The 26,981-nt window shown below is 70.3% G+C and carries 25 protein-coding genes; 21 read left to right on the top strand and 4 right to left on the bottom strand.

The genetic code is table 11. The features are described from left to right. Window positions 1-17 precede the first annotated feature (17 nt). The 13 genes from murD to dnaE all read left to right on the top strand — a co-directional run bounded on the left by murD (window position 18) and on the right by dnaE (window position 15,434). The gene (gene murD / locus ACR9Y5_RS11765) at window positions 18-1,559 is read left to right on the top strand and encodes a UDP-N-acetylmuramoyl-L-alanine--D-glutamate ligase (protein ID WP_481299563.1); all 1,542 of its coding nucleotides are present in this window, start codon (window positions 18-20) and stop codon (window positions 1,557-1,559) included. Next, window positions 1,522-2,823, top strand: coding sequence for a putative lipid II flippase FtsW (gene ftsW / locus ACR9Y5_RS11760; RefSeq protein WP_481298126.1), 1,302 nt, complete (start codon window positions 1,522-1,524; stop codon window positions 2,821-2,823). The genes murD and ftsW overlap by 38 nt, the downstream gene beginning before the upstream one ends. Beyond that, window positions 2,820-3,890, top strand: coding sequence for a UDP-N-acetylglucosamine--N-acetylmuramyl-(pentapeptide) pyrophosphoryl-undecaprenol N-acetylglucosamine transferase (locus tag ACR9Y5_RS11755; protein WP_481298125.1), 1,071 nt, complete (start codon window positions 2,820-2,822; stop codon window positions 3,888-3,890). Before ftsW ends, ACR9Y5_RS11755 begins: the two co-directional genes overlap by 4 nt. A gap of 66 nt (window positions 3,891-3,956) precedes the next feature. Then, entirely contained in the window at window positions 3,957-5,402 is a 1,446-nt protein-coding gene (gene murC / locus ACR9Y5_RS11750; protein WP_481298124.1) for a UDP-N-acetylmuramate--L-alanine ligase, read from the top strand. Window positions 5,403-5,415: 13 nt separating this feature from the next. Beyond that, window positions 5,416-6,447, top strand: a complete 1,032-nt coding sequence (locus tag ACR9Y5_RS11745) for an FtsQ-type POTRA domain-containing protein (RefSeq protein ID WP_481298123.1) — start codon at window positions 5,416-5,418, stop codon at window positions 6,445-6,447. 143 nt (window positions 6,448-6,590) lie between these two features. Further along, window positions 6,591-7,769, top strand: coding sequence for a cell division protein FtsZ (ftsZ, locus tag ACR9Y5_RS11740; protein WP_310129849.1), 1,179 nt, complete (start codon window positions 6,591-6,593; stop codon window positions 7,767-7,769). Beyond that, window positions 7,735-8,436, top strand: coding sequence for a YggS family pyridoxal phosphate-dependent enzyme (locus tag ACR9Y5_RS11735; RefSeq protein ID WP_481298122.1), 702 nt, complete (start codon window positions 7,735-7,737; stop codon window positions 8,434-8,436). Before ftsZ ends, ACR9Y5_RS11735 begins: the two co-directional genes overlap by 35 nt. A gap of 64 nt (window positions 8,437-8,500) precedes the next feature. Continuing rightward, window positions 8,501-9,028, top strand: coding sequence for a cell division protein SepF (locus ACR9Y5_RS11730; RefSeq protein WP_481298121.1), 528 nt, complete (start codon window positions 8,501-8,503; stop codon window positions 9,026-9,028). 74 nt (window positions 9,029-9,102) lie between these two features. Then, window positions 9,103-9,399, top strand: coding sequence for a YggT family protein (locus ACR9Y5_RS11725; RefSeq protein ID WP_481298120.1), 297 nt, complete (start codon window positions 9,103-9,105; stop codon window positions 9,397-9,399). Between the two features lie 146 nt (window positions 9,400-9,545). Then, complete coding sequence (locus ACR9Y5_RS11720) at window positions 9,546-10,370, top strand: DivIVA domain-containing protein (protein WP_481298119.1); 825 nt, start codon at window positions 9,546-9,548, stop codon at window positions 10,368-10,370. 31 nt (window positions 10,371-10,401) lie between these two features. Then, window positions 10,402-10,974 carry a signal peptidase II gene (gene lspA / locus ACR9Y5_RS11715; protein ID WP_481298118.1) on the top strand — a complete coding sequence of 191 codons (573 nt, stop codon included), beginning with the start codon at window positions 10,402-10,404 and terminating at the stop codon, window positions 10,972-10,974. After that, on the top strand, window positions 10,974-11,894 hold the full coding sequence (locus ACR9Y5_RS11710) for an RluA family pseudouridine synthase (RefSeq protein ID WP_481298117.1): 921 nt from the start codon (window positions 10,974-10,976) through the stop codon (window positions 11,892-11,894). The genes lspA and ACR9Y5_RS11710 overlap by 1 nt, the downstream gene beginning before the upstream one ends. A gap of 24 nt (window positions 11,895-11,918) precedes the next feature. Then, a complete protein-coding gene (gene dnaE, locus ACR9Y5_RS11705) occupies window positions 11,919-15,434 on the top strand; it encodes a DNA polymerase III subunit alpha (RefSeq protein ID WP_481298116.1) in 3,516 nt (1,171 codons plus the stop codon). 24 nt (window positions 15,435-15,458) lie between these two features. Here dnaE and ACR9Y5_RS11700 read toward each other — a convergent pair whose 3' ends face one another. Next, window positions 15,459-15,989: a flavin reductase family protein gene (locus ACR9Y5_RS11700; protein ID WP_481298115.1), complete on the bottom strand. Its 531-nt coding sequence runs from the start codon at window positions 15,987-15,989 to the stop codon at window positions 15,459-15,461. A gap of 60 nt (window positions 15,990-16,049) precedes the next feature. Between ACR9Y5_RS11700 and hisD the strand changes: the two genes are divergently transcribed. The 3 genes from hisD to ACR9Y5_RS11685 are packed head-to-tail and all read left to right on the top strand — an operon-like array spanning window position 16,050 to window position 18,918. Next, complete coding sequence (gene hisD, locus ACR9Y5_RS11695) at window positions 16,050-17,360, top strand: histidinol dehydrogenase (protein ID WP_481298114.1); 1,311 nt, start codon at window positions 16,050-16,052, stop codon at window positions 17,358-17,360. A 16-nt stretch (window positions 17,361-17,376) separates the two neighbouring features. After that, window positions 17,377-17,847, top strand: coding sequence for a transcriptional regulator NrdR (gene nrdR / locus ACR9Y5_RS11690; RefSeq protein ID WP_481298113.1), 471 nt, complete (start codon window positions 17,377-17,379; stop codon window positions 17,845-17,847). 27 nt (window positions 17,848-17,874) lie between these two features. Further along, entirely contained in the window at window positions 17,875-18,918 is a 1,044-nt protein-coding gene (locus ACR9Y5_RS11685; protein WP_481298112.1) for a quinone-dependent dihydroorotate dehydrogenase, read from the top strand. On the opposite strand, the gene ACR9Y5_RS11680 is transcribed toward ACR9Y5_RS11685, so the two are convergent. Then, window positions 18,886-19,830: an RNase H family protein gene (locus ACR9Y5_RS11680; RefSeq protein ID WP_481298111.1), complete on the bottom strand. Its 945-nt coding sequence runs from the start codon at window positions 19,828-19,830 to the stop codon at window positions 18,886-18,888. The genes ACR9Y5_RS11685 and ACR9Y5_RS11680 overlap by 33 nt on opposite strands. 1 nt (window position 19,831) lies before the next feature. Further along, window positions 19,832-20,425: a DUF3043 domain-containing protein gene (locus tag ACR9Y5_RS11675; RefSeq protein WP_481298110.1), complete on the bottom strand. Its 594-nt coding sequence runs from the start codon at window positions 20,423-20,425 to the stop codon at window positions 19,832-19,834. 41 nt (window positions 20,426-20,466) lie between these two features. Here ACR9Y5_RS11675 and ACR9Y5_RS11670 point away from each other — a divergent pair, with 41 nt between their 5' ends. From ACR9Y5_RS11670 to ACR9Y5_RS11650, 5 genes are all read left to right on the top strand, one after another. After that, a complete protein-coding gene (locus ACR9Y5_RS11670; protein ID WP_481298109.1) occupies window positions 20,467-21,933 on the top strand; it encodes a M20/M25/M40 family metallo-hydrolase in 1,467 nt (488 codons plus the stop codon). A gap of 77 nt (window positions 21,934-22,010) precedes the next feature. Next, window positions 22,011-22,367 (top strand): iron-sulfur cluster insertion protein ErpA, encoded by a 357-nt coding sequence (gene erpA / locus ACR9Y5_RS11665; protein ID WP_481298108.1) that lies wholly within the window; start codon window positions 22,011-22,013, stop codon window positions 22,365-22,367. A 169-nt stretch (window positions 22,368-22,536) separates the two neighbouring features. Further along, complete coding sequence (gene ctaC, locus ACR9Y5_RS11660) at window positions 22,537-23,436, top strand: aa3-type cytochrome oxidase subunit II (protein ID WP_481298107.1); 900 nt, start codon at window positions 22,537-22,539, stop codon at window positions 23,434-23,436. A gap of 9 nt (window positions 23,437-23,445) precedes the next feature. Further along, window positions 23,446-25,194, top strand: coding sequence for an aa3-type cytochrome oxidase subunit I (ctaD, locus tag ACR9Y5_RS11655; RefSeq protein WP_481298106.1), 1,749 nt, complete (start codon window positions 23,446-23,448; stop codon window positions 25,192-25,194). A 2-nt stretch (window positions 25,195-25,196) separates the two neighbouring features. Next, entirely contained in the window at window positions 25,197-25,619 is a 423-nt protein-coding gene (locus ACR9Y5_RS11650) for a cytochrome c oxidase subunit 4 (protein ID WP_481298105.1), read from the top strand. Between the two features lie 454 nt (window positions 25,620-26,073). On the opposite strand, the gene ACR9Y5_RS11645 is transcribed toward ACR9Y5_RS11650, so the two are convergent. After that, the gene (locus ACR9Y5_RS11645) at window positions 26,074-26,889 is read right to left on the bottom strand and encodes a putative RNA methyltransferase (RefSeq protein ID WP_481298104.1); all 816 of its coding nucleotides are present in this window, start codon (window positions 26,887-26,889) and stop codon (window positions 26,074-26,076) included. Between the last annotated feature and the right edge of the window lie 92 nt (window positions 26,890-26,981).

The following is a 26,981-nucleotide window of genomic DNA, read 5'->3' as shown; positions in this document are numbered from 1 at the left end:
GCCCGACGGGCGATGGGCTGCAGCAGCGGCTGACGGGACTCACCAGCTGGTACTCCGACTGGAGCGGCCTCCGGGTCGCCGTGTACGGCCTCGGCGTCACCGGGTTCTCGGTGGCGGACACCCTCGCCGAACTCGGCGCGGAGGTGCTCGTCGTCGCGTCCGCGGCCGACGAGGAGCGGCGGATGCTCCTGGAGGTCATCGGCGCGGAGCTGGTCGAGCAGACGGACCTCAGCGCACCTCCCGCGCGGCTGGCCGAGTTCGACCCGGAGCTCGTGATCGCGTCGCCGGGCTTCCACTGGGACCACCCGCTCCTCCTCTGGGCGCAGCAGCGCGGCACCGCCGTCTGGGGCGACATCGAGCTGGCCTGGCGTCTGCGCGACAAGGTCGCACGCCCGGACGGCGCCGAGGGCCCGGCCGACTGGATCTGCGTGACCGGGACGAACGGCAAGACCACCACAGTGCAGCTGACCGCCACGATGATCCTGGCGGGCGGGAACCGGGTGGCGCCGTGCGGCAACATCGGCGTCCCTGTGCTCGACGCTATCCGCGACCCGGAGGGGTTCGACGTGCTGGTCGTGGAACTCTCCAGCTACCAGCTGCACTGGGTGAACCGCAACGCCGGAGGCGAGCTGTCGCCGTTCTCGGCCGCCTGCCTCAACATCGCGGACGACCACCTGGACTGGCACGGCTCCCTGGAGGCGTACATCGCGGCGAAGGCGAAGGTGTACGACAACACGCGGGTCGCCTGCGTCTACAACAAGGCCGACGCCACCACCCTGCGGATGGTCGAGGAGGCGGAGGTCGTCGAGGGGGCGCGCGCGATCGGCTTCGGCCTGGGCGTGCCCGGCCCCAGCGACTTCGGGATCGTCGACGGCATCCTGTGCGACCGCGCGTTCCTGGAGGAGCGCCGCAACTCCGCGATCGAGCTGACCACGCTCGACGAACTGAACGAGGCCGGACTCGCGGCGCCGCACGTCGTGGCCAACATCCTGGCCGCCAGCGCTCTGGCCCGCTCGTGGGGCGTCGAACCGCAGACGATCCGCGACGTGCTGACCGCATTCCGCCTGGACGCGCACCGCATCGAGCTGGTGCGGGCGCAGGCGGGAGTGAACTGGGTCGACGACTCCAAGGCCACCAACCCCCACGCGGCGGATGCGTCCCTGCGGGCCTACCCGTCTGTCGTCTGGCTGGTCGGCGGCCTGCTCAAGGGCGTCGATGTCGACGACCTCGTCGGCAAGCACGTCGGCCGCTTGCGGGGCGCGGTGCTGATCGGGGTCGACCGGGCGCCGCTGCTCGCTGCATTCCGGCGACACGCGCCGGACCTTCCGGTGCTGGAGGTCGAGGCCGACGAGACTGATCAGGTCATGCCGACGGCGGTGCGGCTGGCCGGCGGTCTCGCCCGCGAAGGCGACACCGTGCTGCTGGCTCCGGCGGCGGCGTCGATGGACCAGTTCGCCGACTACGCAGAACGCGGCCGCCTGTTCCAGTCGGCCGTCCACGAGTACTTGGGAGGTGAGGCGGATGACGACGAGCCCGCCTCGCGCCCCGGGCAGGACTGACCGGCACGAAAGCGCCGCCCGGCCCGAAGCCCCGAACCGCCTGGGCGCGCTCACCACGCGCATCCAGCTCGGGCGGTCGATGACCTCGGAATCGGCCAACTATTTCCTCCTGCTCGGCGTCACGCTCTTCATGGTGGTCTTCGGGCTCGTCATGGTGCTGTCGTCGTCGTCCGTGGAGTCGCACAACGACAGCGACAACTTCTTCTCGCGCTTCTGGTCGCAGGGCGCCTACGCGCTGGTCGGCCTGCCGTTGATGTTCGTGGTGTCGCGCATCCCGCGCTCGTTCTGGAAGAAGTCGATCTGGTTCTTCCTCGCGGCGGCCTGCTTCCTGCAGGTGCTGGTGCTGCTCACGCCGCTCGGCATGGAGATCGGCGGCAACCGCAACTGGCTCAAGATCGGCTCGCTCACCGTGCAGCCGTCCGAGGCGATCAAGCTGGCCCTCGTCGTCTGGCTGGGCGTGGTGCTGGCGCGCAAGCGGGACGTTCTCGACCAGTGGAAGCACGTCGCCATCCCCGTCGTCCCGGTCGCCGGCGGAGCCGTGGCCCTGGTGACCCTGGGTGGGGACCTCGGCACGACCATGATCTTGGCGGCCCTCATCCTCGGCGCCCTCTTCTTCGCCGGGGTGCGGTTGCGCTACCTGGCGACCGGCGTCGTGTTCGTCGCCGTCGCGGCCGTGATCGTCGCCATGTCGAGTGCCAGCCGCCTCGGGCGGATCGCGGCGCTCTTCGGCGGGTCCAGCGCGGCCAACCCGGACGTCAACTGGCAGATCGACAACGGCTTCTACGCGCTCGCCTCCGGCGGCGTGTTCGGGGTGGGCCTCGGCAACTCGCACTCGAAGTGGTCGTGGCTCCCCGCGGCCGACACGGACTTCATCTTCGCCATCATCGGCGAGGAGCTGGGGCTGATCGGCGCCGTGGTCGTGCTGCTGTTGTTCGTGATGCTCGCGGTCGTGTTCCTGCGGATCATCCACACCTCCACCGACCCGTTCGCGCGGGTCACGACGGCGGCGATCATGGTGTGGCTGATCGGGCAGGCGTTCGTCAACATCGCGGTGGTGCTCGGCGTCATCCCGGTGCTCGGCGTACCGCTCCCACTGATCTCTGCGGGTGGGACTGCGATGATCAGTTCCATGATCGCCATCGGAATCGTGCTGTCGTTCGCGCGCCAGTCGCACCGCGAATCGCTCGCCGCTCAGGGCGACGCCCCGGCCGGCGCAGTCCCCGGTGCGGGCCGGCGTGCCGGCCGGGCGGGCGCCCGCCGGTGACGCGCTACCTGCTGGCCGGCGGGGGGACCGCCGGCCACGTCAATCCGCTGCTCGCCGTCGCCGACAGGCTCCGCCGGGACGACCCCGAGGCCGAGGTGCTGGTGCTCGGCACGAAGGAGGGCCTGGAGGCGCGGCTGGTGCCCCAGCGCGGCTACGAGCTGGCCACCGTCCCGAAGCTGCCGTTCCCGCGCCGCCCGAACGCCGCCGCGCTCCGCTTCCCCGGCGAATACCGGCGGGCCATCGGCGCCGTGCGGAAGCTGATCCGCGATCGCTCGATCGACGCAGTCGTCGGCTTCGGCGGCTACGCCGCGGCCCCCGCCTACTCCGCCGCACGCAAGGAGGGCGTCCCGCTCGTCCTGCACGAGGCGAACGCGCGGCCCGGCCTCGCGAACCGCCTGGGCGCCCGCTACACCCCGTGGGTGGGCGTGGCGTTCGAGGGCACCCCGCTTCCGCACGCCCGCTTCGTCGGGATGCCGTTGCGGGTCGAGATCGAGCAGCTCGACCGGGCCGCGGCGCGCCCCGCGGCCGCCGCCGAGTTCGGGCTGTCCGCCGACCTCCCCACCCTGCTCGTCACCGGCGGCTCGCTCGGCGCCCGCCGCATCAACCAGACGATCGCCGCGCGGGCCGCCGAGCTGACGGCCGCGGGATGGCAGGTGCTGCACATCCAGGGCGGCCGCGGTGAGATCGCCGATCCCGGTATCGACGGCTACCGGCTGCTCGAGTACTGCGACCGGATGGATCTCGCCCTCGCCATCGCCGACCTGGCGGTGGCGCGCGCGGGCGCCGCGACCGTCTCCGAGTTCGCCGCGCTCGGCGTGCCCGCGGTGTACGTGCCCTTCCCGATCGGCAACGGGGAGCAGCGCTACAACGCCGCCGGCGTGACCTCCGCGGGCGGCGGGATGCTCGTCGACGACGCCGGCTTCCTGCCGTCGTGGCTGGATGCGGAGCTGCTCCCGCTGCTCGCCGATCGCGAGCGGGTGGCCGGCATGGGCCGCCGTGCGGCGTCCGCCGGTGTGCGGGACGGGTCGGACCGCATGGTCGCGCTCGTCCGGAGCGCCCTCGGCTGATCCGCACCTCGACCGCGTAGCCTGATACTTGATGGAGTCCTTCTCGCGTAACCGAAAGCTGCACCCGTGACGATCAAACCCGACCTCACCCTCGCCCTCCCGGAGGAGCTCGGAAAGCTCCACTTCGTCGGCATCGGCGGTTCCGGTATGAGCGGCATCGCCCGACTGTTCCTCGAGTCCGGCTACACGGTGACCGGCTCGGACGTGCGCCATTCCGCCAACATCGACATGCTGCGCGGGCTCGGCGCGACGATCGCGATCGGGCACGACGCGGCCAACGTCGGCGACGCCGACACGCTCGTCGTCACCGGCGCGCTGTGGCAGGACAACCCCGAGTACCAGCTGGCCCTCACGAAGGGCCTCCCGGTGCTGCACCGCTCTCAGGCGCTCGCCTGGCTGATCAACCGCTCGCGGCTGGTCGCCGTCGCCGGAGCGCACGGCAAGACGACCTCCACCGGCATGATCATCACCGGGCTGCTCGGCCTGGGCGAGGACCCGAGCTTCGTGAACGGCGGCGTCATCGCCTCCCTCGGGAAGAGCTCGCAGACCGGCACCGGCGAGCTGTTCGTCGTGGAGGCCGACGAGTCGGACGGCTCGTTCCTGCTCTACGACACCGCCGTCGCGCTGATCACCAACGTCGACCCCGACCACCTGGACCACTACGGGTCGCTGGAGGCCTTCGAGGACGCGTTCGTCACCTTCGCGCGCGAAGCCGACGAGTTCGTCGTCGTGTCCTCCGACGACCCGGGCGCCGTGCACGTCACCGGTCGGCTGCGCGAGCAGGCGCCGGACAAGCGCATCGTCACGTTCGGCGAGGCGGAGGATGCGGAGGTCCGCGTCCACTCGATCGTCACCGACGGCCCGGTCGCCTTCACGCTGCGCTACCGGGGAGCGGACTACTCCGCCCGGCTGCGGGTGCCCGGCCGGCACAACGCCATCAACGCGGGCGGCGCCTTCGCGGTGCTGACCGGGCTGGGCTTCGAGCCCGCCGCTGCGCTCGCGGCGATCGCCGAGTTCGGCGGCACCGAGCGCCGCTTCGAGCTGCACGGCACGGTCGGCGGCGTGAGCGTCTACGACGACTACGCGCACCACCCGACCGAGGTCGCCGCCGCCCTGTCCGCCGCGCGCACGGTCGTGGGCGACGGGCGGATCATCGCGGTGCACCAGCCCCACCTGTACAGCCGCACCCGCCTGTTCGCGAAGGAGTTCGCCGAGACGCTGGAGCGCTACGCCGACGAGACCGTCGTGCTGGACGTGTACGGCGCGCGGGAGGACCCGGAGCCCGGCGTGACCGGCGCGCTGGTCGCCGACCGCTTCGAGCATCCCGAGCACGTCGCGTTCATCGCCGACTGGCAGCAGGCGGCGGACCACACGGCCCAGATCGCCCGCGAGGGGGACTACGTGATCACCCTCGGCTGCGGCGACGTCTACCGCATCGTCCCTCAGCTGCTCGACGCCCTGCGGCGGGAGCACCCGGAGAAAGCCGCCGCGTCGGCCGCCCGCGCGGAGTGACGGGGACGCATCGGTGAAGCGTCCCCAGGGTCACGACCGGACGGCCGTCCCGGCCGCGCCGGCCGCACCCGCTGCCCGGCGGGAGCCCGGCGACGGGCGGTCGCGGACCGAGCGTGCGTCCGGACGCCCCGTCGGGACGGTGACGGAGCCCATCCCGGTGCTCGCGCCCCCGACGGAGTCCGGGCCGAGGACCAGCGCCCGCGGCGGCAACGCCCTGGGGCCGGAGGCGACCGGTCACCCCGACAGCTCCCCGTACTCGCGTCTGCCCAGCAACCGCGAGATCGACAAGGCGCTCCGTGCCGCCCGGCGGGAGCGCAAGCGTGTGGAGCGCGGCGAGGTCCGCCGGTTCACGAAGCGCTCGCGGCGCCGCAGGCTCGTCTGGCTGGGCGCTGCCGGCGTCGTCGTCGCGCTCGTGCTGGCGGTCGTGCTCGTGGCGTTCTCACCGCTCCTGGCGCTCCGGCACATCCAGGTGCTCGGCACGTCGCGGCTGGATGCGGCGACGGTGGAGGAGAAGCTCTCCGACCAGCTGGGCACTCCGCTCCCGCTGCTCGACCAGGCCGGCATCTCGAGCGACCTGGCCGCGTTCCCGCTCATCCGCAGCTACACGGTCGAGAGCCACCCGCCGGACTCCATCGTCGTGCGCGTTGTCGAGCGGCAGCCGGTCGGCGTCATCCAGCGCGGCGGCGCGTTCACCCTGGTGGATGCGGCCAAGGTGCCGATCTCGAGCAGCGAGAAGCGGCCGGACGGCTTCCCGCTCATCGCGGCGGGCGGAGGGGCGGCCGACGTGGATGCGGACTCCGGGTTCGCCGCGGCCGCCGGGGTGCTCAGCGCCCTGCCTCCCGCCGTGCTCGCGCAGGTGGACACCATCTCGGCGAAGACGAAGGACGACGTGAGCTTCACCCTGCGGGGGAGCGGTGCGACAGTGGTCTGGGGCAGCGCCGAGGATTCGGGGCTCAAGGCCGCGGACCTCGAAGCGCTTCTGAAGAGCGCGAAGGGATCGTCCCGCTACGACGTCTCCTCGCCGCACAGCGTGACGACGGGATAGGCGCGTTTGGACCGGACTTTTCCGACACGCGGCCCGGGTTCCCCGGGCGGGGCGTGCGCGCACCTAACGTCGGATCGAGAATTGCATACTCAGCAAGACTTTAAGCCTCAACTTGAGGTTGAAGGTTCCCGTGGAGGCCGGACGTGACAGCACAACAGAACTACCTCGCCGTGATCAAGGTCGTCGGCATCGGCGGAGGCGGCGTCAACGCCGTCAACCGCATGATCGAGCTCGGCCTCCGCGGCGTCGAGTTCATCGCCATCAACACGGACGCCCAGGCGCTGCTCATGAGCGATGCCGACGTCAAGCTCGACGTCGGCCGTGAGATCACGCGCGGCCTCGGCGCCGGCGCCGACCCCGAGGTCGGGCGCCGCGCGGCCGAGGACCACGCCGAGGAGATCGAGGAGGCGCTCGCGGGCGCCGACATGGTCTTCGTCACGGCGGGCGAGGGCGGCGGGACCGGCACCGGCGGCGCACCCGTGGTGGCGCGCATCGCCAAGTCGATCGGCGCGCTGACCATCGGTGTCGTCACCAAGCCGTTCTCCTTCGAGGGCAAGCGCCGGCAGCAGCAGGCCGAGGCGGGCGTCCAGCGCCTGAAGGAAGAGGTCGACACCCTCATCGTGGTGCCGAACGACCGGCTGCTGGAGATCAGCGACCGCGGCATCAGCATGCTGGAGGCGTTCTCCACCGCCGACCAGGTGCTCCTCGCCGGTGTTCAGGGCATCACCGACCTCATCACCACCCCCGGCCTCATCAACCTCGACTTCGCGGACGTCAAGTCCGTCATGCAGGGCGCGGGCTCGGCGCTCATGGGCATCGGCTCGTCGCGAGGCGCCGACCGCGCCATCAAGGCCGCGGAGCTGGCGGTCGCCTCGCCGCTGCTCGAGGCCTCGATCGACGGCGCGCACGGCGTGCTGCTCTCCATCCAGGGTGGATCGAACCTCGGCATCTTCGAGATCAACGACGCGGCCCGCCTGGTCCAGGAGGCGGTGCACCCGGAGGCGAACATCATCTTCGGCGCTGTCATCGACGACACCCTCGGCGACGAGGTGCGCGTCACGGTCATCGCGGCCGGCTTCGACGGCGGCGAGCCGAACTCGCGGCCGGCGGCGGTCGACGCGCGCCGGGCGAGCTTCGTGGAGGCCGGCTCCGAGCAGTCCCAGGTGCAGTCCTCCGCCGAGGTCGAGGCGGGCGAGATCCCCGCCCCCGCGACCGAGACCTGGCAGACCGGCGAGAACCCGGTGGCCGAGACCGCACCGCAGAAGGACCCGGCGTTCGACGACGAGAATGACGACCTCGACATCCCCGACTTCCTCAAGTAACGGGCTGGCCGAGCGGCTCGCCGCGGTCCGGGAGGGCGTCGCCGACGCGGCCCGGGCCGCGGGCCGTCGGCCGGAGGAGCTCACCACCATCGTCGTGACGAAGTTCCATCCGGCGTCGCTGGTGCGTGAGCTCGCCTCGCTGGGCGTCCGCGACGTGGGGGAGAACCGGCACCAGGAGGCGCAGGAGAAGGCGGGCGAGCTGGCCGACCTCGGCCTGACCTGGCACTTCGTCGGCCAGCTGCAGAGCAAGAAGGCCCGGCAGGCGCGGCGGTACGCCTCCGTCATCCACTCCGTCGACCGCACATCGCTGGTGGATGCGCTGGCCTCCGACGAGTCCGACGTCGACGCGTTCGTCCAGCTCAACCTCACCGACGACCCCGCGCGCGGGGGCGTCGCCGACCGCGACCTCGAGGCGCTCGTCGAGCACGTCCTCGAGACACCCGGACTCCGCCTCCTCGGCGTCATGGCCGTCGCCCCGCTCGGCGAGGAGCCCGCGCGCGCCTTCGAGCGCGTGCGGGCGGCGTCCGACCGTGTCCGAGCGCTCGCGCCCGACGCGTCGGCGATCTCGGCCGGGATGTCGCAGGACTATCGAGAGGCGATCGCGGCGGGCGCGACACACCTTCGCATCGGGACCGCCATTACCGGGAATCGGCCGGAGCTTCGTTAATCTCGAAACAAGAGTTCGAAACGCGTGGCGAGGCGTCGGCGCGCAGGTCTGTACGGAGGAAGCGATGGCCAACCCGCTGAAGAAGACGATGGTCTACCTGGGCCTCGCCGACGAGGAGCTGGAGTACGAGGAGCAGCCGCAGGAGCAGGCGATCAGCCAGCCGCGCCGCGAGACCCCGGTGCACACCCCTGCCGCCTCGCCGGTCCAGGCCGTCCCCCACCCCGCTCCGGTCGCCCCCGCGGCCGGCCGCGCTCCGGTCACGCCGCTGCGCAAGTCGTCCACCGCACGGAATGCATCGGTACAGGAAATGAACGAGATCCTCACGGTCCACCCCCGCCAGTACCGCGACGCCCAGGCGATCGCCGAGTCTTTCCGCGAGGGGATCCCGGTGATCATCAACCTCTCGCAGATGAGCGAGGGCGACGCACGCCGCCTCATCGACTTCGCGAGCGGCCTCTCGCAGGGCCTCTACGGCAAGATCGAGCGGGTCACCCCCAAGGTGTTCCTGCTCTCGCCGAGCCACGTCGTCGTCTCCGGCGAGCACGGCGGACAGGACGCCGAAGTCGACGCGTCCTTCTTCGCGCAGGCCTGACCGCAGCACCCGACGCTCGAAGCGCACCGGCGCCCTCACAGGGGAGCCGGTGCGCTTTCGTCCATACTGGGAAGGTGTTCGTCGTCTCCCTTGTCGCGACTGTCCTCTATTACGCGCTGCTCATCTACTTCTTCGTCCTCTGGGCGCGCTTCGTGCTCGACCTGGTGCGGGTCTTCGCGCGTCAGTGGCGCCCGCGCGGCTTCGGGCTGGTGCTCGCGGAGTCGACCTACGTGGTGACCGATCCGCCCATCCGCTTCTTCCGCCGGATCATCCCGCGGCTGTCGATGGGCCCGGTCGCGATCGACTTCGGCTGGAGCCTGACGATGCTGGTCGTGATCATCGGCTTGTACGTGACCCTGAGTTTCCGCTGAGCGTCGCTCCCCGTCCCGCCGAGGCGCCCGTTGTATCGTTGACGAGCCGGCGCGACCGTGCGGCGGAGTGCGCGACCGCCGTTCGCTTTGCTAGCGTTGGCTGCACGCGTTCCAGTTCCAATTTCACGATCTAAGGGTGGCTTGCCATGGCGCTGACTCCGGAAGATGTAGTCAACAAGCGGTTCCAGCCGACGAAGTTCCGCGAGGGCTACGACCAGGACGAGGTCGACGACTTCCTCGACGAGGTCGTCGTCGAGCTGCGTCGCCTGAACCAGGAGAACGACGAGCTCAAGCAGCGCCTCGTCGCCGCCGACTCGCGCATCGCAGAGCTGCAGCGCAGTGGCGGACAGGGTGCTCCGGCGGCTCCTGCTGCGCAGGCCGACAACGCCGAGACCGAGCGCCTGCAGCGCGAGAACGAGGAGCTCAAGCAGCGCCTCGCCCAGGCGCAGCAGGAGGCCGCACAGGCCAAGCAGCAGGCGCAGGCGCAGTCTCAGGCTCAGGCAGCGCCGGCATACCAGGCGCCGGCGGACGATGCGAACGACCCCAACGCCACCAACAACCTGCTGCAGCTCGCCCGCCGTCTCCACGAGGAGCACGTGCGCGAGGGCGTCGAGAAGCGCGACCAGCTCATCGCCGAGGGTCACGCCACCGCCGCGCGCATCGTGGCCGAGGCGGAGTCGAAGCAGCGTGCGCAGATCAGCGCTCTCGACCAGGAGCGCACCGGTCTGGAGCGTCGCATCGACGAGCTGCGCACGTTCGAGCGCGACTACCGCAAGGGCCTCAAGAGCTACATCGAGGGCCAGCTCCGCGACCTCGACGCGCCCGTGCAGGGCGGCGGCCAGAACGCGGGCGCCCGCGCGGCCGCTCCGGTGAGCGCAGGAAACGCCGTCCCGGCCCCGGTCCCCGCCGGCGGATCCGACGACTCGAGCAACCAGGGCCAGCCCCCGGTCTTCCCCGGCTTTGGAGGCTGAACCCTCCCGGCCCAAGGTCAGCATCAGGGCCTTGGCGGTCCTGGCGGTGGTCGCGCTGTGCGTGTACCTCATCGACCAGATCGCCAAGGTCCTGGTCGTGTCGAACCTCTACGAGGGCCAGCAGCTCGAGGTCCTGGGCCAACTGCTCCAGTTCCACTTCGTCAAGAACGCCGGCGCTGCCTTCTCGATCGGCAGCGGCTCGACCTGGATCTTCTCGATCGTCGGGATCGGCGTGCTGGGCTTCGTCATCTGGTACGCGCCGCGCATCCGTTCGACGGCCTGGGCGGTGCTGTTCGGGCTGCTGCTGGGCGGCCTGCTCGGCAACCTGACCGACCGCCTGTTCCGGGAGCCCGGGTTCGGGGTCGGGCATGTCGTCGACTTCCTTCAGATCCCGCTGCTCCCGGCCATCTTCAACCTGGCCGATGTGGCCATCGTGTCCAGCATGGCGCTGTTCCTGATCCTCACCCTGCGGGGTGTGGGACTGGACGGCAAGCGCACCCACGACGAGGACGGCGAGGACGGCGACGAGGCGGAGACGGACGCCGATGCGGCGGCCCCGGTCGCCCCGGCCGCCGACCCGCGCGACGACAAGCCGCAGAGCTAGTGGAGTCGCGCAGCTTCCCCATCCCGGACGGGCTCGAGGGCTCGCGCGTCGACGCCGGTCTCGCCAAGCTCCTCGGTTTCTCGCGCAGCTTCGCCGCGGAGATCGCCGAGGCGGGCGGGGTGACCGTGGACGGCCGCGAGGCCGGCAAGTCCGACCGGCTGAGCGCCGGCTCGTGGCTCGAGGTGACCTGGCAGCCGAAGTCGGACGTCGAGATCGTGCCGATCGCGGTGCCCGAGCTGACGATCGTGCACGATGACGACGACATCGTGGTCATCGACAAGCCGGTCGGCGTGGCCGCGCATCCCTCGGTCGGCTGGGAGGGACCCACCGTCCTCGGCGCGCTGGCCGCCGCGGGCTTCCGCATCTCGACGTCGGGCGCCGCCGAGCGGGCGGGCATCGTGCACCGGCTGGATGCGGGCACCAGCGGCCTCATGGTGGTCGCCAAGTCGGAGCGCGCGTACACCGCGCTGAAGCGCGCCTTCCACGACCGCACGGTCGAGAAGATCTACCACGCCGTGGTCCAGGGGCACCCGGATCCGCTCACCGGCACCATCGACGCGCCGATCGGCCGGCATCCGCGGTCCGACTGGAAGTTCGCCGTCGTCGCCGGCGGCAAGCCCTCGGTCACCCACTACGAGACCATCGAGGCGTTCCCGTCCGCCAGCCTGCTAGAAATCCACCTGGAGACCGGGCGCACGCACCAGATCCGGGTGCACATGGCGGCGCAGCGGCATCCCTGCGCGGGCGATGCGATGTACGGAGCCGACCCCGTCCTGAGCGCGAAGCTCGGCCTCACGCGGCAGTGGCTGCACGCGGTCCAGCTCGCCTTCGAGCACCCGGCGACGGGGGAGTGGGTCACCTTCACGACGACCTATCCGGCCGACCTGCAACACGCGCTGGACGTGCTCCGAGAGTCGTAGGTCCGACGTAGGCTTGTCTCACTCATGAGCGACTCCTTCGTCCACCTCCACGTCCACAGCGAGTACTCGATGCTCGATGGTGCGGCGCGTGTCAAACCGCTGATCGAGGCCGCGGCCGCCCAGGGCATGCCGGGCGTCGCGGTGACCGACCACGGCAACATGTTCGGCGCGTTCGACTTCTGGCGCACGGCCACCGACGCCGGGATCAAGCCGATCATCGGCACGGAGGCGTACCTCACCCCGGGCACACACCGCACGGACAAGACCCGCATCCGGTGGGGCGACGGCGGCGGCGACGACGTGTCTGGTTCGGGCGCCTACACGCACATGACGATGCTCGCGGCCACCACCGAGGGCATGCACAACCTGTTCCGGCTGTCGTCGTACGCCTCGATGGAGGGCTACTACTTCAAGCCGCGCATGGACCGGGAGCTGCTCAGCCGCTACTCGAAGGGCATCATCGCGACCACGGGCTGCCCCTCCGGCGAGGTGCAGACGCGGCTCCGGCTCGGCCAGTACGAGGCGGCCCGCGAGGCCGCCGCCGAGTTCCGCGACATCTTCGGCCGCGAGAACTTCTTCGCCGAGATCATGGACCACGGGCTCGGCATCGAGCGCCGCATCATGTCCGACCTGATCCGCCTGGCGAAAGACCTGGGCCTGCCGCTCGTCGCGACCAACGACCTCCACTACACGCACGCGGCCGACGCGAAGAGCCACGCGGCCCTGCTGTGCGTGCAGTCCGGCTCGACGCTCGACGACCCGAACCGCTTCAAGTTCGACGCCGACGAGTTCTACCTCAAGACGCCGGAGCAGATGCGCCAGCTCTTCCGCGACTACCCCGAGGCGTGCGACAACACGCTCGCGATCGCCGAGCGCTGCGACGTCCGCTTCGACACCGCCGCGAACTACATGCCGCGCTTTCCGGTGCCCGAGGGCGAGACCGAGCAGACCTGGTTCGTCAAGGAGGTCGAGAAGGGCCTGGAGCAGCGCTACCCGAACGGCATCACGCCCGAGGTGCGCAAGCAGGCCGACTACGAGATCGGCGTGATCTCGCAGATGGGCTTCCCGGGCTACTTCCTCGTCGTCGCCGACTTCATCAACTGGTCGAAGCGCAACGGCATCCGCGTCGGGCCGGGCCGCGGCTCCGGAGCCGGCTCGATGGCCGCGTACGCGATGCGGATCACCGACCTCGACCCGCTGCAGCACGGACTCATCTTCGAGCGCTTCCTCAACCCGGACCGCGTCTCCATGCCCGACTTCGACGTCGATTTCGACGACCGCCGCCGCGGCGAGGTCATCAAGTACGTGACCGAGAAGTACGGCTCGGAACGCGTCGCCCAGATCGTCACCTACGGCACGATCAAGGCCAAGCAGGCCCTCAAGGACTCCGGCCGCGTGCTCGGCTTCCCGTTCTCGATGGGCGAGAAGCTCACCAAGGCGATGCCGCCGCCCGTGATGGGCAAGGACATCCCGCTGACGGGCATCTTCGACAGGGACCACCCGCGCTACAAGGAGGCCGTCGACATCCGGGCGGTCGTCGAGACCGACCCGGAGGCGAAGACCGTCTTCGACACCGCGCTGGGCCTCGAGAACCTGAAGCGCCAGTGGGGCGTGCACGCGGCGGGCGTCATCATGTCGTCCGACCCGCTGATCGACATCATCCCGATCATGAAGCGGGAGCAGGACGGCCAGATCGTCACCCAGTTCGACTATCCGGCCTGCGAGTCGCTCGGCCTGATCAAGATGGACTTCCTGGGGCTCCGCAACCTCACGATCATCAACGACGCACTGGACAACATCCGCGACAACCGCGGAGAAGAGCTGGTGCTCGAAGACCTGGCGCTCGACGACCGGCCCGCCTACGAGCTGCTGTCGCGCGGCGACACGCTGGGCGTGTTCCAGCTCGACGGCGGCCCGATGCGGTCCCTCCTGCGCCTGATGAAGCCGGACAACTTCGAGGACATCTCGGCGCTCATCGCGCTGTACCGGCCGGGCCCGATGGGTGCGAACTCGCACACCAACTACGCGCTGCGCAAGAACGGGCAGCAGGCGATCACGCCCATCCACCCGGAGCTCGCCGAACCGCTCGCCGACATCCTCTCCACCAGCTACGGCCTCATCATCTACCAGGAGCAGGTGATGGCGATCGCGCAGAAGGTCGCCGGCTTCTCGCTCGGTCAGGCAGACATCCTGCGCCGCGCGATGGGCAAGAAGAAGAAGTCGGAGCTGGACAAGCAGTTCGAGGGCTTCTCGCAGGGCATGCAGGCCAACGGCTACTCGATGGACGCCGTCAACAAGCTGTGGGAGATCCTGCTCCCGTTCTCGGACTACGCCTTCAACAAAGCCCACTCGGCCGCGTACGGCGTGATCTCGTACTGGACCGCGTACCTCAAGGCGCACTATCCCGCGGAGTACATGGCGGCGCTGCTCACCAGCGTCGGCGACTCGAAGGACAAGATGGCGCTCTACCTCAACGAGTGCCGCCGGATGGGCATCAAGGTGCTGCCGCCGGATGTCAACGAGTCCAACCTGTACTTCGCCGCCGTCGGCGAGGACATCCGCTTCGGCATGGGCGCCGTCCGCAACGTCGGCGCCAACGTCGTCGAGGGCGTCCGGGAGGCGCGCGAGAGCAAGGGGCGCTTCGAGTCGTTCCACGACTTCCTGAACAAGGTGCCGATCCACGCGGCCAACAAGCGCACCGTGGAGTCGCTGATCAAGGCGGGCGCGTTCGACTCGCTCGGCCACACCCGCCGCGCGCTCGTCGAGGTGCACGAGGACGCGGTGGAGTCCGCGGTCAAGATCAAGCGCAATGAGGCGAACGGCGACGTCGGCTTCGACTTCGACAGCCTCTGGGGCGAGGACGAGGTGTCGCAGACGCAGCACCACATCCCGCAGCGCCCGGAGTGGGCGAAGCGCGACAAGCTGGCCTTCGAGCGCGAGATGCTCGGGCTCTACGTGTCCGACCATCCGCTCGCCGGGCTCGAGCTGCAGCTCGCCAAGCTGGCCAGCACGGGCATCGCCGAGCTGGTCGCCTCGGAGAACATCCAGGACGGCGAGACGGTCACCATCGCCGGCCTCGTGACCAGCGTGCAGCACCGCGTCGCCAAGGCCTCCGGCAACCAGTACGGCATGATCCAGGTCGAGGACTTCGGCGGCGAGCTGACGGTCATGTTCATGGGCAAGGCCTACCAGGAGTACTCGCACGCCCTCCAGGGCGACGCGATCGTCGTGGTGCGCGGACGGGTCAGCCTGCGGGACGACGGCATGAACCTCCACGCCTTCTCGCTCATGACGCCCGACCTCGGCCAGGCGAACGACACCGGTCCCTTGACGATCACGATGCCCGATCAGCGGGCTACGACCGACACGGTGATGTCCCTGAGCGAGGTGCTCTCCCGCCACCCCGGCGAGAGCGAGGTGCGCCTGCGGCTGGTCAAGGGCCAGGTCGCGCGGGTGTTCGAGGTGCCGAAGCCGGTCACGGTGAGCGCGGACCTGTACGGGGAGCTGAAGGGACTGCTCGGGCCGAACTGCCTGGTGTGACCCGGCGTCAGCGACGGATGCGCGTCAGACCGCCGTGCCGGGACGCCAATAGGTGCGCTCGTGGTACACGAGCGGGGCGTCGTCCTCGCCGAGTTCGCCCTGCTCGATCTGCACGATCACGACCGCGCTGTTGTGCACCTGGACGCGCTCCAGGATGCGGCCGACCATCCACGCGGTGGTGTCCTTGATGACCGGCAGCCCGTGCGGCCCGCGGTACCAGTGGTCGCCGAGGAAGCGCTGCTGGTTGTCGCCGGAGAGGATCTGCGCCACCCCGCGGTTGCGGACGCCCAGGGTGTGGACGACCACGCGGTCCGTCTCGGCGATCGCCGGCCAGCTCGAGGCCGACAGCGCCATGTTGAAGGTCGCCAGCGGGGGAACCGCGGCGAGCGATGCCAGCGAGGTCGCGGTGAAGCCGACAGGGGTTCCGTCCGGGGTCTGTGCGGTGACGATCGCCACCCCGGCCGCATGGCGGCGGAACGTCTGGCGGAAGGCCGCGAGGTCGGGGGTCGCGTCGGTGACCGTGCCGTCGGTGGGGTCCGGGGATGCGCTGTTCATACTGTGTGTTACAAGCTCCAGTCGGGCTGGAAGATTCCGTATCGGTAGGCTGGTGTGGCCATGATCCAGACCATCGACCTCCGCGGCGTCCAGCCTACCCGTGCCGCCTTCCAGCGCTTGGTGCCCCGTCCCGTCGTGGACGTGCAGGCGGCGGTCGCCGTCGCGGGCGACCTGATCGCCGACGTCCGCGAGCGCGGCGTCGCCGCACTCCGTGAGCAGGCCGAGCGATTCGACGGCGGCGCCCCCGCCTCGCTGCGCGTCCCGCAGGAGGAGATCGACGCGGCCGTCGCCGCGCTGCCGGAAACGGTGCGGGCGGCGCTGGAGGAGGCCATCGCCCGTGTCCGGCAGGCGACGGCCGCGCAGGTGCCCCCGGCTGCCGAGACCGTCATCCGCCCCGGCGCGACCATCGTCCAGCGCTGGGAGCCCGTCGAGCGCGCCGGCCTGTACGTGCCGGGCGGCAAGGCCGTCTACCCGTCGAGCGTCGTGATGAACGCCGTGCCCGCGCAGGTCGCCGGCGTGCGGTCGGTCGCCCTGGCCAGCCCGCCGCAGCGCGAGTTCGGGGGAGCGGTCCACCCGGTCATCCTGGGCGCCGCAGGGCTCCTCGGCATCGACGAGGTGTACGCCATGGGCGGCGCCGGCGCGATCGGGGCCCTCGCCTTCGGAGTCGAGGAGCTGGGTCTCGACCCGGTGCAGGTGATCACCGGCCCCGGCAACATCTACGTCGCCGCCGCCAAGCGCGTCGTCCGCGGACAGGCGGGCATCGACTCCGAGGCCGGCACGACGGAGATCCTGGTCATCGCCGACGACACGGCCGACGCCGGGTACGTCGCCGCCGACCTGGTGAGCCAGGCCGAGCACGACGAGGCCGCCGCCTCCCTGCTGGTCACCGACAGCCCCGCGTTCGCGGAGCGTGTCGTCGCGGAGCTCGACCGCCTCGCGGGCGCCACCAAGCACGCCGAGCGCGTGCGGACCGCCCTCGGCGGACCGCAGTCCGCCGTCGTGCTGGTCGACGACCTGTCCGCCGCCGCCGCATTCAGCAACGCCTACGGTCCCGAGCACCTCGAGCTGCAGACGGCGGAGCCGGATGCGCTGCTCGCCGACATCCACAATGCCGGCGCGATTTTCCTCGGCCCGACCTCGCCCGTGAGCCTCGGCGACTACCTCGCCGGTTCGAACCACGTGCTGCCGACCGGCGGACAGGCCCGCTTCTCGCCCGGTCTCGGCGCCTATTCGTTCCTGCGGCCGCAGCAGGTCGTCCGCTACGACCGCGAGGCGCTGAGCGAGGTGGCCGACCGGATCGTCGCGCTCTCCACGGCCGAGGACCTCCCCGCGCACGGGGAAGCCGTCACCCAGCGGTTCCTCACCCGCTGAGCGATAGAATCCCTCCATGTTCTGCCCCTTCTGCCGTCACCCCGATTCGCGCGTGATCGACTCGCGGACGAGCGACGACGGGCTTTCGATCCGCCGCCGCCGGCAGTGCCCCGAGTGCGGACGCCGCTTCTCCACCACCGAGACGGCCAGCCTCAGCGTGATCAAGCGCAGCGGCGTCGCGGAGCCGTTCAGCCGCGAGAAGATCGTGCTGGGCGTGCGCAAGGCGTGCCAGGGGCGACCGGTCACCGACTCCGACCTTGCCGTGCTCGCGCAGAAGGTCGAGGAGACCATCCGCTCGACGGGTGCGTCGCAGATCGAGGCGAACGACATCGGGCTCGCGATCCTGCCGGAGCTCCGCGAGCTCGACGAGGTCGCGTACCTCCGGTTCGCCAGTGTCTACCAGGCCTTCGATTCCCTCGACGACTTCGAGGAGGCCATCCGCTCGCTGCGGCTGGCGCACCAGCCGGAGCCGGTGGACGCGCCGTAACCGGCCGGGCTGTATTCTCAGACCGGCATGTATCGCGCACTCTTCGACCTCGTCCTGTCCCGGCTCGACCCCGAGCGGGCCCATCACCTCGCCTTCCTGGTGATCCGCGCCCTCCCGGCGCTGGGTCTCCGCGGGCTGGCTCGCCGGTTCACCGCGCCCGACCCGTCGCTCGCCGTGGAGGCGCTCGGCCTGCGGTTCGACTCGCCGTTCGGCGTCGCCGCCGGCTTCGACAAGGACGGCGAGGGCGTGCTCGGCCTCGGCGCGCTCGGCTTCGGCCACGTCGAGGTGGGCACCATCACCGCCCGGCCGCAGCCGGGCAACGACACGCCGCGGCTGTTCCGTCTGATCTCCGACCGCGCGGTGATCAACCGGATGGGATTCAACAACCACGGCGCCGGCGCCGCCGCCAACCGGCTGCTGCGCGTCCGCCGCGCGCGGCAGCGTCCCGTGCTCGGCGTCAACATCGGCAAGTCGCGGGTGGTCGCCGTCGAGGACGCCACGGCCGACTACCTGACCAGCGCCCGCGCGCTCGCCCCGGTCGCCGATTACCTCGTCGTGAACGTCAGCTCGCCGAACACGCCGGGGCTCCGCGGGCTGCAGGAGCTCGATCTCCTGGCGCCGCTGCTCCGGGCGGTGGCCGAGGTCGCGGGGGAGACGCCGCTGCTGGTCAAGATCGCCCCCGACCTCACCGACGAGCAGGTCGAGCGGATCGCACGGCTGACGGTCGAGCTCGGGCTCGCCGGCATCATCGCGACGAACACGACGATCTCCCGCGACGGGCTCGTCACCGACCCCGCCGTCGTGGAGGCCGCGGGCGCCGGCGGGCTCAGCGGCGCCCCGCTCGCGGCGCGCTCGCTCGAGGTGCTGCGCCTCATCCGCGGCGTCGTGCCGCCGGAGCTGTGCGTCATCTCCGTGGGCGGCGTCGAGACAGCCGAGGATGTGCAAGAGCGGCTGGATGCCGGAGCCACGCTGGTGCAGGGCTACACGGCGTTCCTGTACCGCGGGCCGCTCTGGGCACGGCAGGTCAACCGCGGGCTGCTACGCCTCCGGCGTGCCCTGGTGGAAGCGTAGGCGCCAGCGCCCCGACGAGCGCACCCAGAGCGAGCTGCGCAGGGTCGCGCCGCGTGCATCCGTCGTCCGGGCCGTGAGCAGCAGCGCATCCTGACCGACGCGGTCAACACCGAGCACCTCGATACCCGCGGCCGGCGCGTCGTCCACCGACAGCTCGGAGATGATCGCGTCGCGCGCCCACAGCCGGCCGGAGCGTCCGATCTCCTCGAAGGCGGGGTGCAGCAGTTCGGCGAGCCGCGAGGCGTCGGAACGGACCGACGGCTCGGCGAGCTCGCGCTCCAGGCGCGCGACGATCTCCTCGTCCGTCTCCTCCGCCGTGAGGGTGTCGAAGAGGTCGAGTTCGAGGGCCTCGTCCGCCGGGGCGGGCGCGGTGGTGGCCGAAGTGGGGGCGGGGGGTGCGGTGAACGGCGCTTCTGCGGTCGCGATGCCGGTCGCCCGCTCCGCGCCGGTCTCGGGCCAGCCCGGACCGATCGGGATCGGGTCGCCCTTCTGGTACGCGACCGCCACGGCGCGGGCGCGGTCGTCGGCCGCCTCGTTGAGCTCGTGGCCGGCGTGACCCTTCACCCACTCGAAGCGGTAGGTGCGCCCCTGGAGGCCGCGATCCAGCCGCTCCAGCAGCTCGCGGTTGAGCACGGGAGCGCCGTCGGCCTTGCGCCAGCCCTTCCGCTTCCAGCCCGGCATCCACTTCGTCACCGCATTGATGACGTACTGGCTGTCGCAGAAGATGTGCAGGTCCTCGCCGAGGTGCGCCGTCGCCTCCAGGAGGTCGATGACGGCCATCAGCTCGCCCTGATTGTTCGTGCCGTGCGGCCATCCACCCGCCGACCAGTGGTCGTCGTCCACGTACCAGGCCCAGCCGGCCGGGCCCGGGTTGCCCAGGGCGGAGCCGTCCGCCGCCGCGACGATCGTCACGTCAGCTCGGGAACTGGCCGCGCTTGACCTGCGGCTTCGGCAGGCGCATCACACGCAGCTGCAGGGCGCGCATCGCGCCGTACCAGCGCAGGCCGCGCTCGACCTTCGTCACGCCGAACTTCTCGCCGACGCGGCGCCGGATCAGGAAGCCCAGGACGACGCAGTCGATGACCGCCACCGCGAAGAAGCCCCACAGGGCGAACAGGCCGTAGACCTGCATGGCCGGCCACGGGAGGAACGTCAGCACGATCACGAGCAGCATCACGGGGATGAGGAACTCGCCGATCGAGAACCGCGCGTCGACGTAGTCGCGCACGTAGCGGCGCTGCGGGCCGCGGTCGCGCGCGGTCAGATAGCGATCGTCGCCGGCGGCCATCCCGAGCCGTGCCTTCTCGCGCGCCTCGGCCTGCTTCTGGCGGGCGACGCGGGCGGCCTCCTTGCGGTCCGTGGGCACGAGCGGGCGCTTGCGCGCGGCCTCCTGCTCACGGCGCGAGGGCGTCGGAGCGCCCTTGCCCTGCTTCAGACGGGCGGCCGTCTCTTCGGGGGTCTCGGCGACGGGCGTCTCCGCCTCGGCCGGGTTCTGTCGCTTTGCCAACTTCGAGCCTTCGCTTGTGGGGTCCGCTTAAGATTACCCGCATGACAGACAGCCAGCAGACCCCAGTTCCGCCCATTGACGCACCGACGGAGGACAGCGCGGCGACTGCGACCTCAGCCGCCGACGAGCAGGCGGTCCGGGCTGCGGTCGATGCGGGCGTCCCCTCGGCCGTCGCCGACCTCTCGCAGCTCGTCCGAATCCCCTCGGTCTCGTGGTCCGCGTTCGACCCGGAGAACGTGCGCCGCAGCGCCGACGCCGTCGCCGCGCTGCTGACGGAGACCGGGGTCTTCGACCGCGTCGAGGTCAAGCAGGCGCCGATCGGCGACGGCGACGCGCTCGGTCAGCCCGCGGTGCTCGCCACCCGGGCCGCCCGCAACGGCCGGCCCACCGTCCTCCTCTACGCGCACCACGACGTGCAGCCCGAGGGCGACGAGGCGAACTGGGACACGCCGCCCTTCGAGCCGACCGTGCGCGGCGACCGCCTGTACGGTCGCGGCGCAGCGGACGACAAGGCCGGTGTGATGACGCACGTGGCCTCGGTCCGGGCGCTGAAGGAGACCTTCGGCGACGACCTCGAGGTCGGGCTCGCCGTCTTCATCGAGGGGGAGGAGGAGTTCGGCTCCCGCTCGTTCTCGTCGTTCCTCGCGGAGAACCAGGACGCCCTGCGGGCCGACGCGATCGTGGTCGCCGACTCGGACAACGTCGACGTGAACACCCCGGCCCTCACCGTGTCGCTCCGCGGCAACGTCACGTTCCGTCTGACCGTGACGACGCTGGAGCACGCGTCGCACTCCGGCATGTACGGCGGGGCGGCGCCGGATGCGATGCTCGCGATGGTCAAGCTCCTCGCCACCCTGCACGACGACAAGGGGTCGGTGGCGGTCGACGGTCTGACCTCGTACGCCGGCGCCGCGGAGCCCCCCGCGTTCAGCGAGGAGCAACTGGCCGAGGACGCCGCGTTCCTCGACGGAGTCACGAGCATCGGCACCGGGCCGGTGCTGTCCCGGATGTGGTCGCAGCCGACCATCACCGTCACCGGGATCGACGCGCCGAGCGTGGCGAACGCCTCCAACACCCTCCTGCCGAGCGTCGCCGTGCGGATCAGCTCCCGCGTCGCGCCCGGTCAGCCCGCGCGTGAGGCGTACGAGGCGCTCGAACGCCACCTTCGGGCGCGCGCGCCGTTCGGCGCCCACGTCGCGATCGACGACGTCGACCTGGGCGACCCGTTCCTCGTCGACACGGCCGGATGGGCCGCCACCGAGGCCAAGCGCGCGATGACGGACGCGTGGGGCGCCGAGGCGGTCGAGACCGGGATCGGCGGCTCCATCCCGTTCATCGCCGACCTCGTCCGCGACTTCCCCGAGGCGCAGATCCTCGTCACGGGAGTGGAGGACCCCGACACGCGGGCGCACAGCCCGAACGAGTCGCTGCACCTCGGCGTGTTCAAGCGGGCGATCCTCACGGAGGCCCTCCTGCTGGCGCGGCTGAACGGCCGCAGCGCATCCTGAGCGGATTTCCGGCTGCGCGACGTACAATCGACCCAGATTTCTTTCCGGAGTCCGAACCATCCTTTGTGAGGAGCCCCATGACCGACACAACGCTGACCGCGACCAAGGCCCACGGAGTCGGCCTGACCGACGCCGCGGCATCCAAGGTCAAGAGCCTGCTCGAGCAGGAAGGCCGCGACGACCTGCGTCTGCGCGTCGCCGTCCAGCCCGGCGGATGCTCGGGTCTGATCTACCAGCTGTACTTCGACGAGCGCATGCTCGACGGGGACGCGACCGTCGACTTCGACGGGGTGGAGGTCATCGTCGACAAGATGAGCGTTCCGTACCTCGACGGGGCGACGATCGACTTCGAGGACACCATCCAGAAGCAGGGTTTCACCATCGACAACCCCAACGCGACCGGCTCCTGCGCCTGCGGCGACTCGTTCCACTGAGCCTTCGCGGACGGCCCTTCGAGGCCGCCATATAACACAGGAATCGACATCGGGCCGCCCCTCTCGGGGCGGCCCTTTTGTTCGGATCAGGGTGTCGGTCGGAGTAGGGTAGAGACAGCCACATACAGTTGCATGTGAACTGTCCCAGTAGTCACTCGAAAGGTCACCGGTGCGTCACAATCGCCGTCTCCGATGGGCTGCCATCCCGATCGCCGCGACGCTCGTCGTGGCGCTCGCGGGCTGCACTCAGGCCCAGCTGCACGGATTCCTCCCGGGCTTCGTCGCGGGCGAGCCGCCCGTCACGAACCACACCGAGCGCATCAGCGGCCTGTGGGTGACCAGCTGGATCGTCCTCCTGATCGTCGGCATCGTCGTCTGGGGGCTCATCCTGTGGGCGGTCATCGTCTACCGCCGCCGCAAGGGGCAGACCGGCCTCCCGGTGCAGCTCCGCTACAACATGCCGATCGAGATCTTCTACACGATCGTGCCGCTCATCCTGGTGCTGGGCTTCTTCGCCTTCACGGCCCGCGACCAGGCGGCGATCGAGAAGCCGTACGCGCACCCCGACCTCAAGATCCAGGTCTACGCCAAGCAGTGGGCATGGGACTTCAACTACGTCACCGACAACGTCTACGACCCGGGCATCCAGGTGCAGCCGGACGACAACAGCGCCACCCCCGGCTCCGTGCAGGAGGGCGAGATCCCGACCCTGTACCTGCCCGAGAACAAGAAGATCACGATCCAACTCGACTCGCGCGACGTGATCCACTCCTTCTGGGTCCCGGCGATGCTGTACAAGAAGGACGTCATCCCGGGCAAGACCAACTACATGTACTTCGAGACGACCGGCCGCACCGGAACCTTCGTGGGCAAGTGCGCCGAGCTCTGCGGCGAGTACCACTCGGCGATGCTCTTCAACGTCAAGATCGTGCCGCAGGCGCAGTACGACGCCCACATCCAGAGCCTGAAGGACCAGGGCTACACCGGCCAGCTGGGCTCCGAGTACGACCGCAACCAGAACCTGCCGGGAAGGGGCGCCCCGTCGGGCCCCCAGGGCGGCAACGAGTAGGACGCACTGATGACGACGACAGCACCGGCACCGGGAGCCACCACCGCCCCCCGGCCCGCGCCTACGTTCCTCACCGCGAACGGTGTGGAGCGCAAGGGCAACATCCTCGTGAACTACATCACGTCGACGGACCACAAGACGATCGGGTACATGTACCTGATCTCGTCGTTCGTGTACTTCCTCATCGGCGGCGTGATGGCGCTGATCATCCGTGCCCAGCTGTTCGAGCCGGGCCTGCAGGTCGTGCAGACCAAGGAGCAGTACAACCAGCTCTTCACCATGCACGGCACGATCATGCTGCTCATGTTCGCGACGCCGCTGTTCGCGGGCTTCGCCAACGTCCTGATGCCGCTGCAGATCGGCGCCCCCGATGTCGCCTTCCCGCGACTCAACGCGCTGGCGTACTGGTTCTACTCCTTCGGCTCGCTGATCGCGGTCGCCGGCTTCCTCACCCCGCAGGGTGCGGCCTCGTTCGGCTGGTTCGCCTACGCACCGCTGTCGAGTACGACGTTCTCACCAGGGCTCGGCGGAAACCTCTGGGTGCTCGGCCTCGGCCTCTCCGGCTTCGGCACCATCCTCGGCGCCGTGAACTTCATCACCACGATCATCACGATGCGCGCCCCGGGCATGACCATGTTCCGGATGCCGATCTTCACCTGGAACACTCTGGTGACGTCGATCCTCGTCCTGATGGCCTTCCCGGTGCTGGCCGCGGCGCTCTTCGCCCTGGCCGCCGACCGCGTGTTCGACGCCCACATCTACGACGCCGCCAACGGTGGGGCCTTGCTGTGGCAGCACCTCTTCTGGTTCTTCGGCCACCCGGAGGTGTACATCATCGCGCTGCCGTTCTTCGGCATCGTCTCCGAGATCTTCCCGGTGTTCAGCCGCAAGCCGATCTTCGGCTACAAGACCCTGATCTACGCGACGATCTCGATCGCCGCCCTGTCGGTCACGGTGTGGGCGCACCACATGTACGTCACGGGCTCCGTGCTGCTGCCGTGGTTCTCGCTGATGACGATGCTCATCGCGGTCCCGACCGGCGTGAAGATCTTCAACTGGGTCGGAACGATGTGGCGCGGCTCGCTGACGTTCGAGTCGCCGATGCTGTGGTCGATCGGCTTCCTGATCACCTTCACCTTCGGCGGTCTGACCGGCGTCATCCTCGCGTCGCCGCCGCTCGACTTCCACGTGTCCGACACCTACTTCGTGGTCGCGCACTTCCACTACGTCGTCTTCGGAACGGTCGTCTTCGCGATGTTCGCCGGCTTCTACTTCTGGTGGCCGAAGTGGACGGGCAAGATGCTCAACGACCGGCTGGGCAAGTGGCACTTCTGGCTGCTGTTCATCGGCTTCCACACCACGTTCCTCATCCAGCACTGGCTGGGCGTGGTCGGCATGCCGCGACGTTACGCGACCTACCTGCCGTCCGACGGCTTCACCTGGATGAACCAGGTCTCGTCGATCGGCGCCGGCATCCTCGCGATCTCGATGATCCCGTTCTTCGTCAATGTGTACCTGACGGCGCGCAACGCTCCGAAGGTCACCGTGAACGACCCGTGGGGCTACGGCCGCTCGCTCGAGTGGGCGACCAGCTGCCCGCCGCCGCGGCACAACTTCACGTCGATCCCGCGCATCCGTTCGGAGTCGCCGGCGTTCGACCTGAACCACCCCGAGGCGGGTATCCCGATCGGTGTCGGTCCCGCGAAGGACGCCCCCGACGCCCCCGTCCACGACGTCGCGAATGACAAGGTGAAGTAACAATGCGCGCCAATGCCATCCTGTTCTGGATCCTCTCGGCCTTCTTCCTCCTCTCCGCAGTCGTGTACACGCTGTGGAACCTCCTCGACGAGTTCCACCGCAACGTGGAGTGGGTGGGCACCGTCGGCATGCTCCTCGCCGCCGTGCTGTCCGCGTTCATCGCGTTCTACGTCGGCCGGTCGCACGCCTCGCAGGGCGGCGAACTGCCGGAGGACCGCCTCGACGCCAACATCGACGACGGCGACCCGGAGCTCGGGCACTTCAGCCCCTGGAGCTGGTGGCCGGTCTCGCTGGCGTTCGGCGCCGGCCTGGTGATCCTCGGCCTCGCCGTCGGCTTCTGGATCTGCTACATCGGCGTCGTCTTCAGCCTGGTCTGCATCGTCGGCTGGGTCTACGAGTACTACCGCGGCTACTTCGCCCGGTAACCCACGCTGACCCGCAGCGCACGCGAACGCGAGGGCCGCTTCCCCCGGGAGGCGGCCCTCGCGGCGTCTGCGCCGCCTTGCCTGCGCAAACGAGGGGTCGCAACACGCCGTTATGGTGCGCCCATAACGGCGTGTTGCGACCCCTCGTTCCGGGAACCGGTAAGCGTGCCAGGTCGGCCCAGCGACAGCTGCCGTCACCTCGCACGAGAGGGTTGGGCCGCCGTTGCAGCGTTGCGCCGACTGCTCGGGCGGGTGGAGCAACTGCTGCTGTCCGACACGTCTGCTGCGGCGCGCGCACGCGCGGATGTTCCGAACTGCGGCAGTTACGGACGCGGCACCTGCCGGGCGGCGATCGAGGGGTCGCAACGCGCCGCTATGGCCGCGTTTTAGCGGCGTGTTGCGACCGCTCGTTGCGGGCGGGCGGGGCGAGTGGGCGGCCGCCGGCGGGGCGGGGCTAGCGGCGCGTCAGGCGCACCACGTCGACGGACACCCGGGTGGCGTCGACCTCCGCCGACGCGGCGCCCGCGCTGGCGGCGTGGCGCGCGGACGGACCCATGCCCACCAGAGACTCCAGGAGGGCGCCCGTGAGCGCTAGGTCGTAGGCGACCGTTTCGCGGCTCTGGAGGGCGTACAGCGGCCCTGCGGCATGGATCACGTCCTCTGCCTTGTCGCCGGGGATGTCGAGCATGGTTCCGGTGGCCCGGAGCGATCCGAGGTGGTCGGGGCGGGGGACGACGACCACGAGAACACCGCCCGGGGCGACCACACGGTGGAACTCGGGCAGGTTGCGCGGGGCGAAGACGTCCAGCACGGTGTCGGCGATCGCCGAGCGCACGGGGAGCGGGCTCCAGGTGTCGGCCACCAGGCCATCCGTGCGGTCGGAGGCGCGCACGGCGCGCGCGACCGCCAGCGGCGAGAGGTCCATGGCGAGGCCCGAGCGGGACGCATCCGCGCCGAGCGCGGCGCGCAGGTAGTGGCCGGTGCCCGCGCCGGCATCCAGAATGTGGGTGCCCGTCGTCGCTTCGGCGACGGCGTCGGCGATGGGGGAGAAGGCGCCGCTCTCCAGCACCAGGTCGCGGGCGTCGAGCATCTCGGCGGTGTCGCCGAGGTGCTTGGATCCGGCCCCGAGGAGCGAGACGTAGCCCCGCTTGTTCACGTCGTGGCGGTGACCGTTCGGGCACCCGAGCGTGAGGCGGTCGACGGGCACCAGATCGGCCGCGCACACGGGGCAGCGGAGCCAGGCGGCGAGTCGCGGCAGGTCCAGGGCCATAGGAGGTTCTCCGAGAGTTGCGAGAGTTGCGAGAGTTGCGAGAGGTGCGAGAGGTGCGAGAGCTCAGCGGGCGCGAGAGCGGGAGAAATGAC

Source organism: Leifsonia sp. KNZ13-11D (assembly GCF_056754895.1).
Note: the sequence above shows the minus strand (reverse complement) of the source record. Positions and strands in the feature narration are given on the sequence as shown.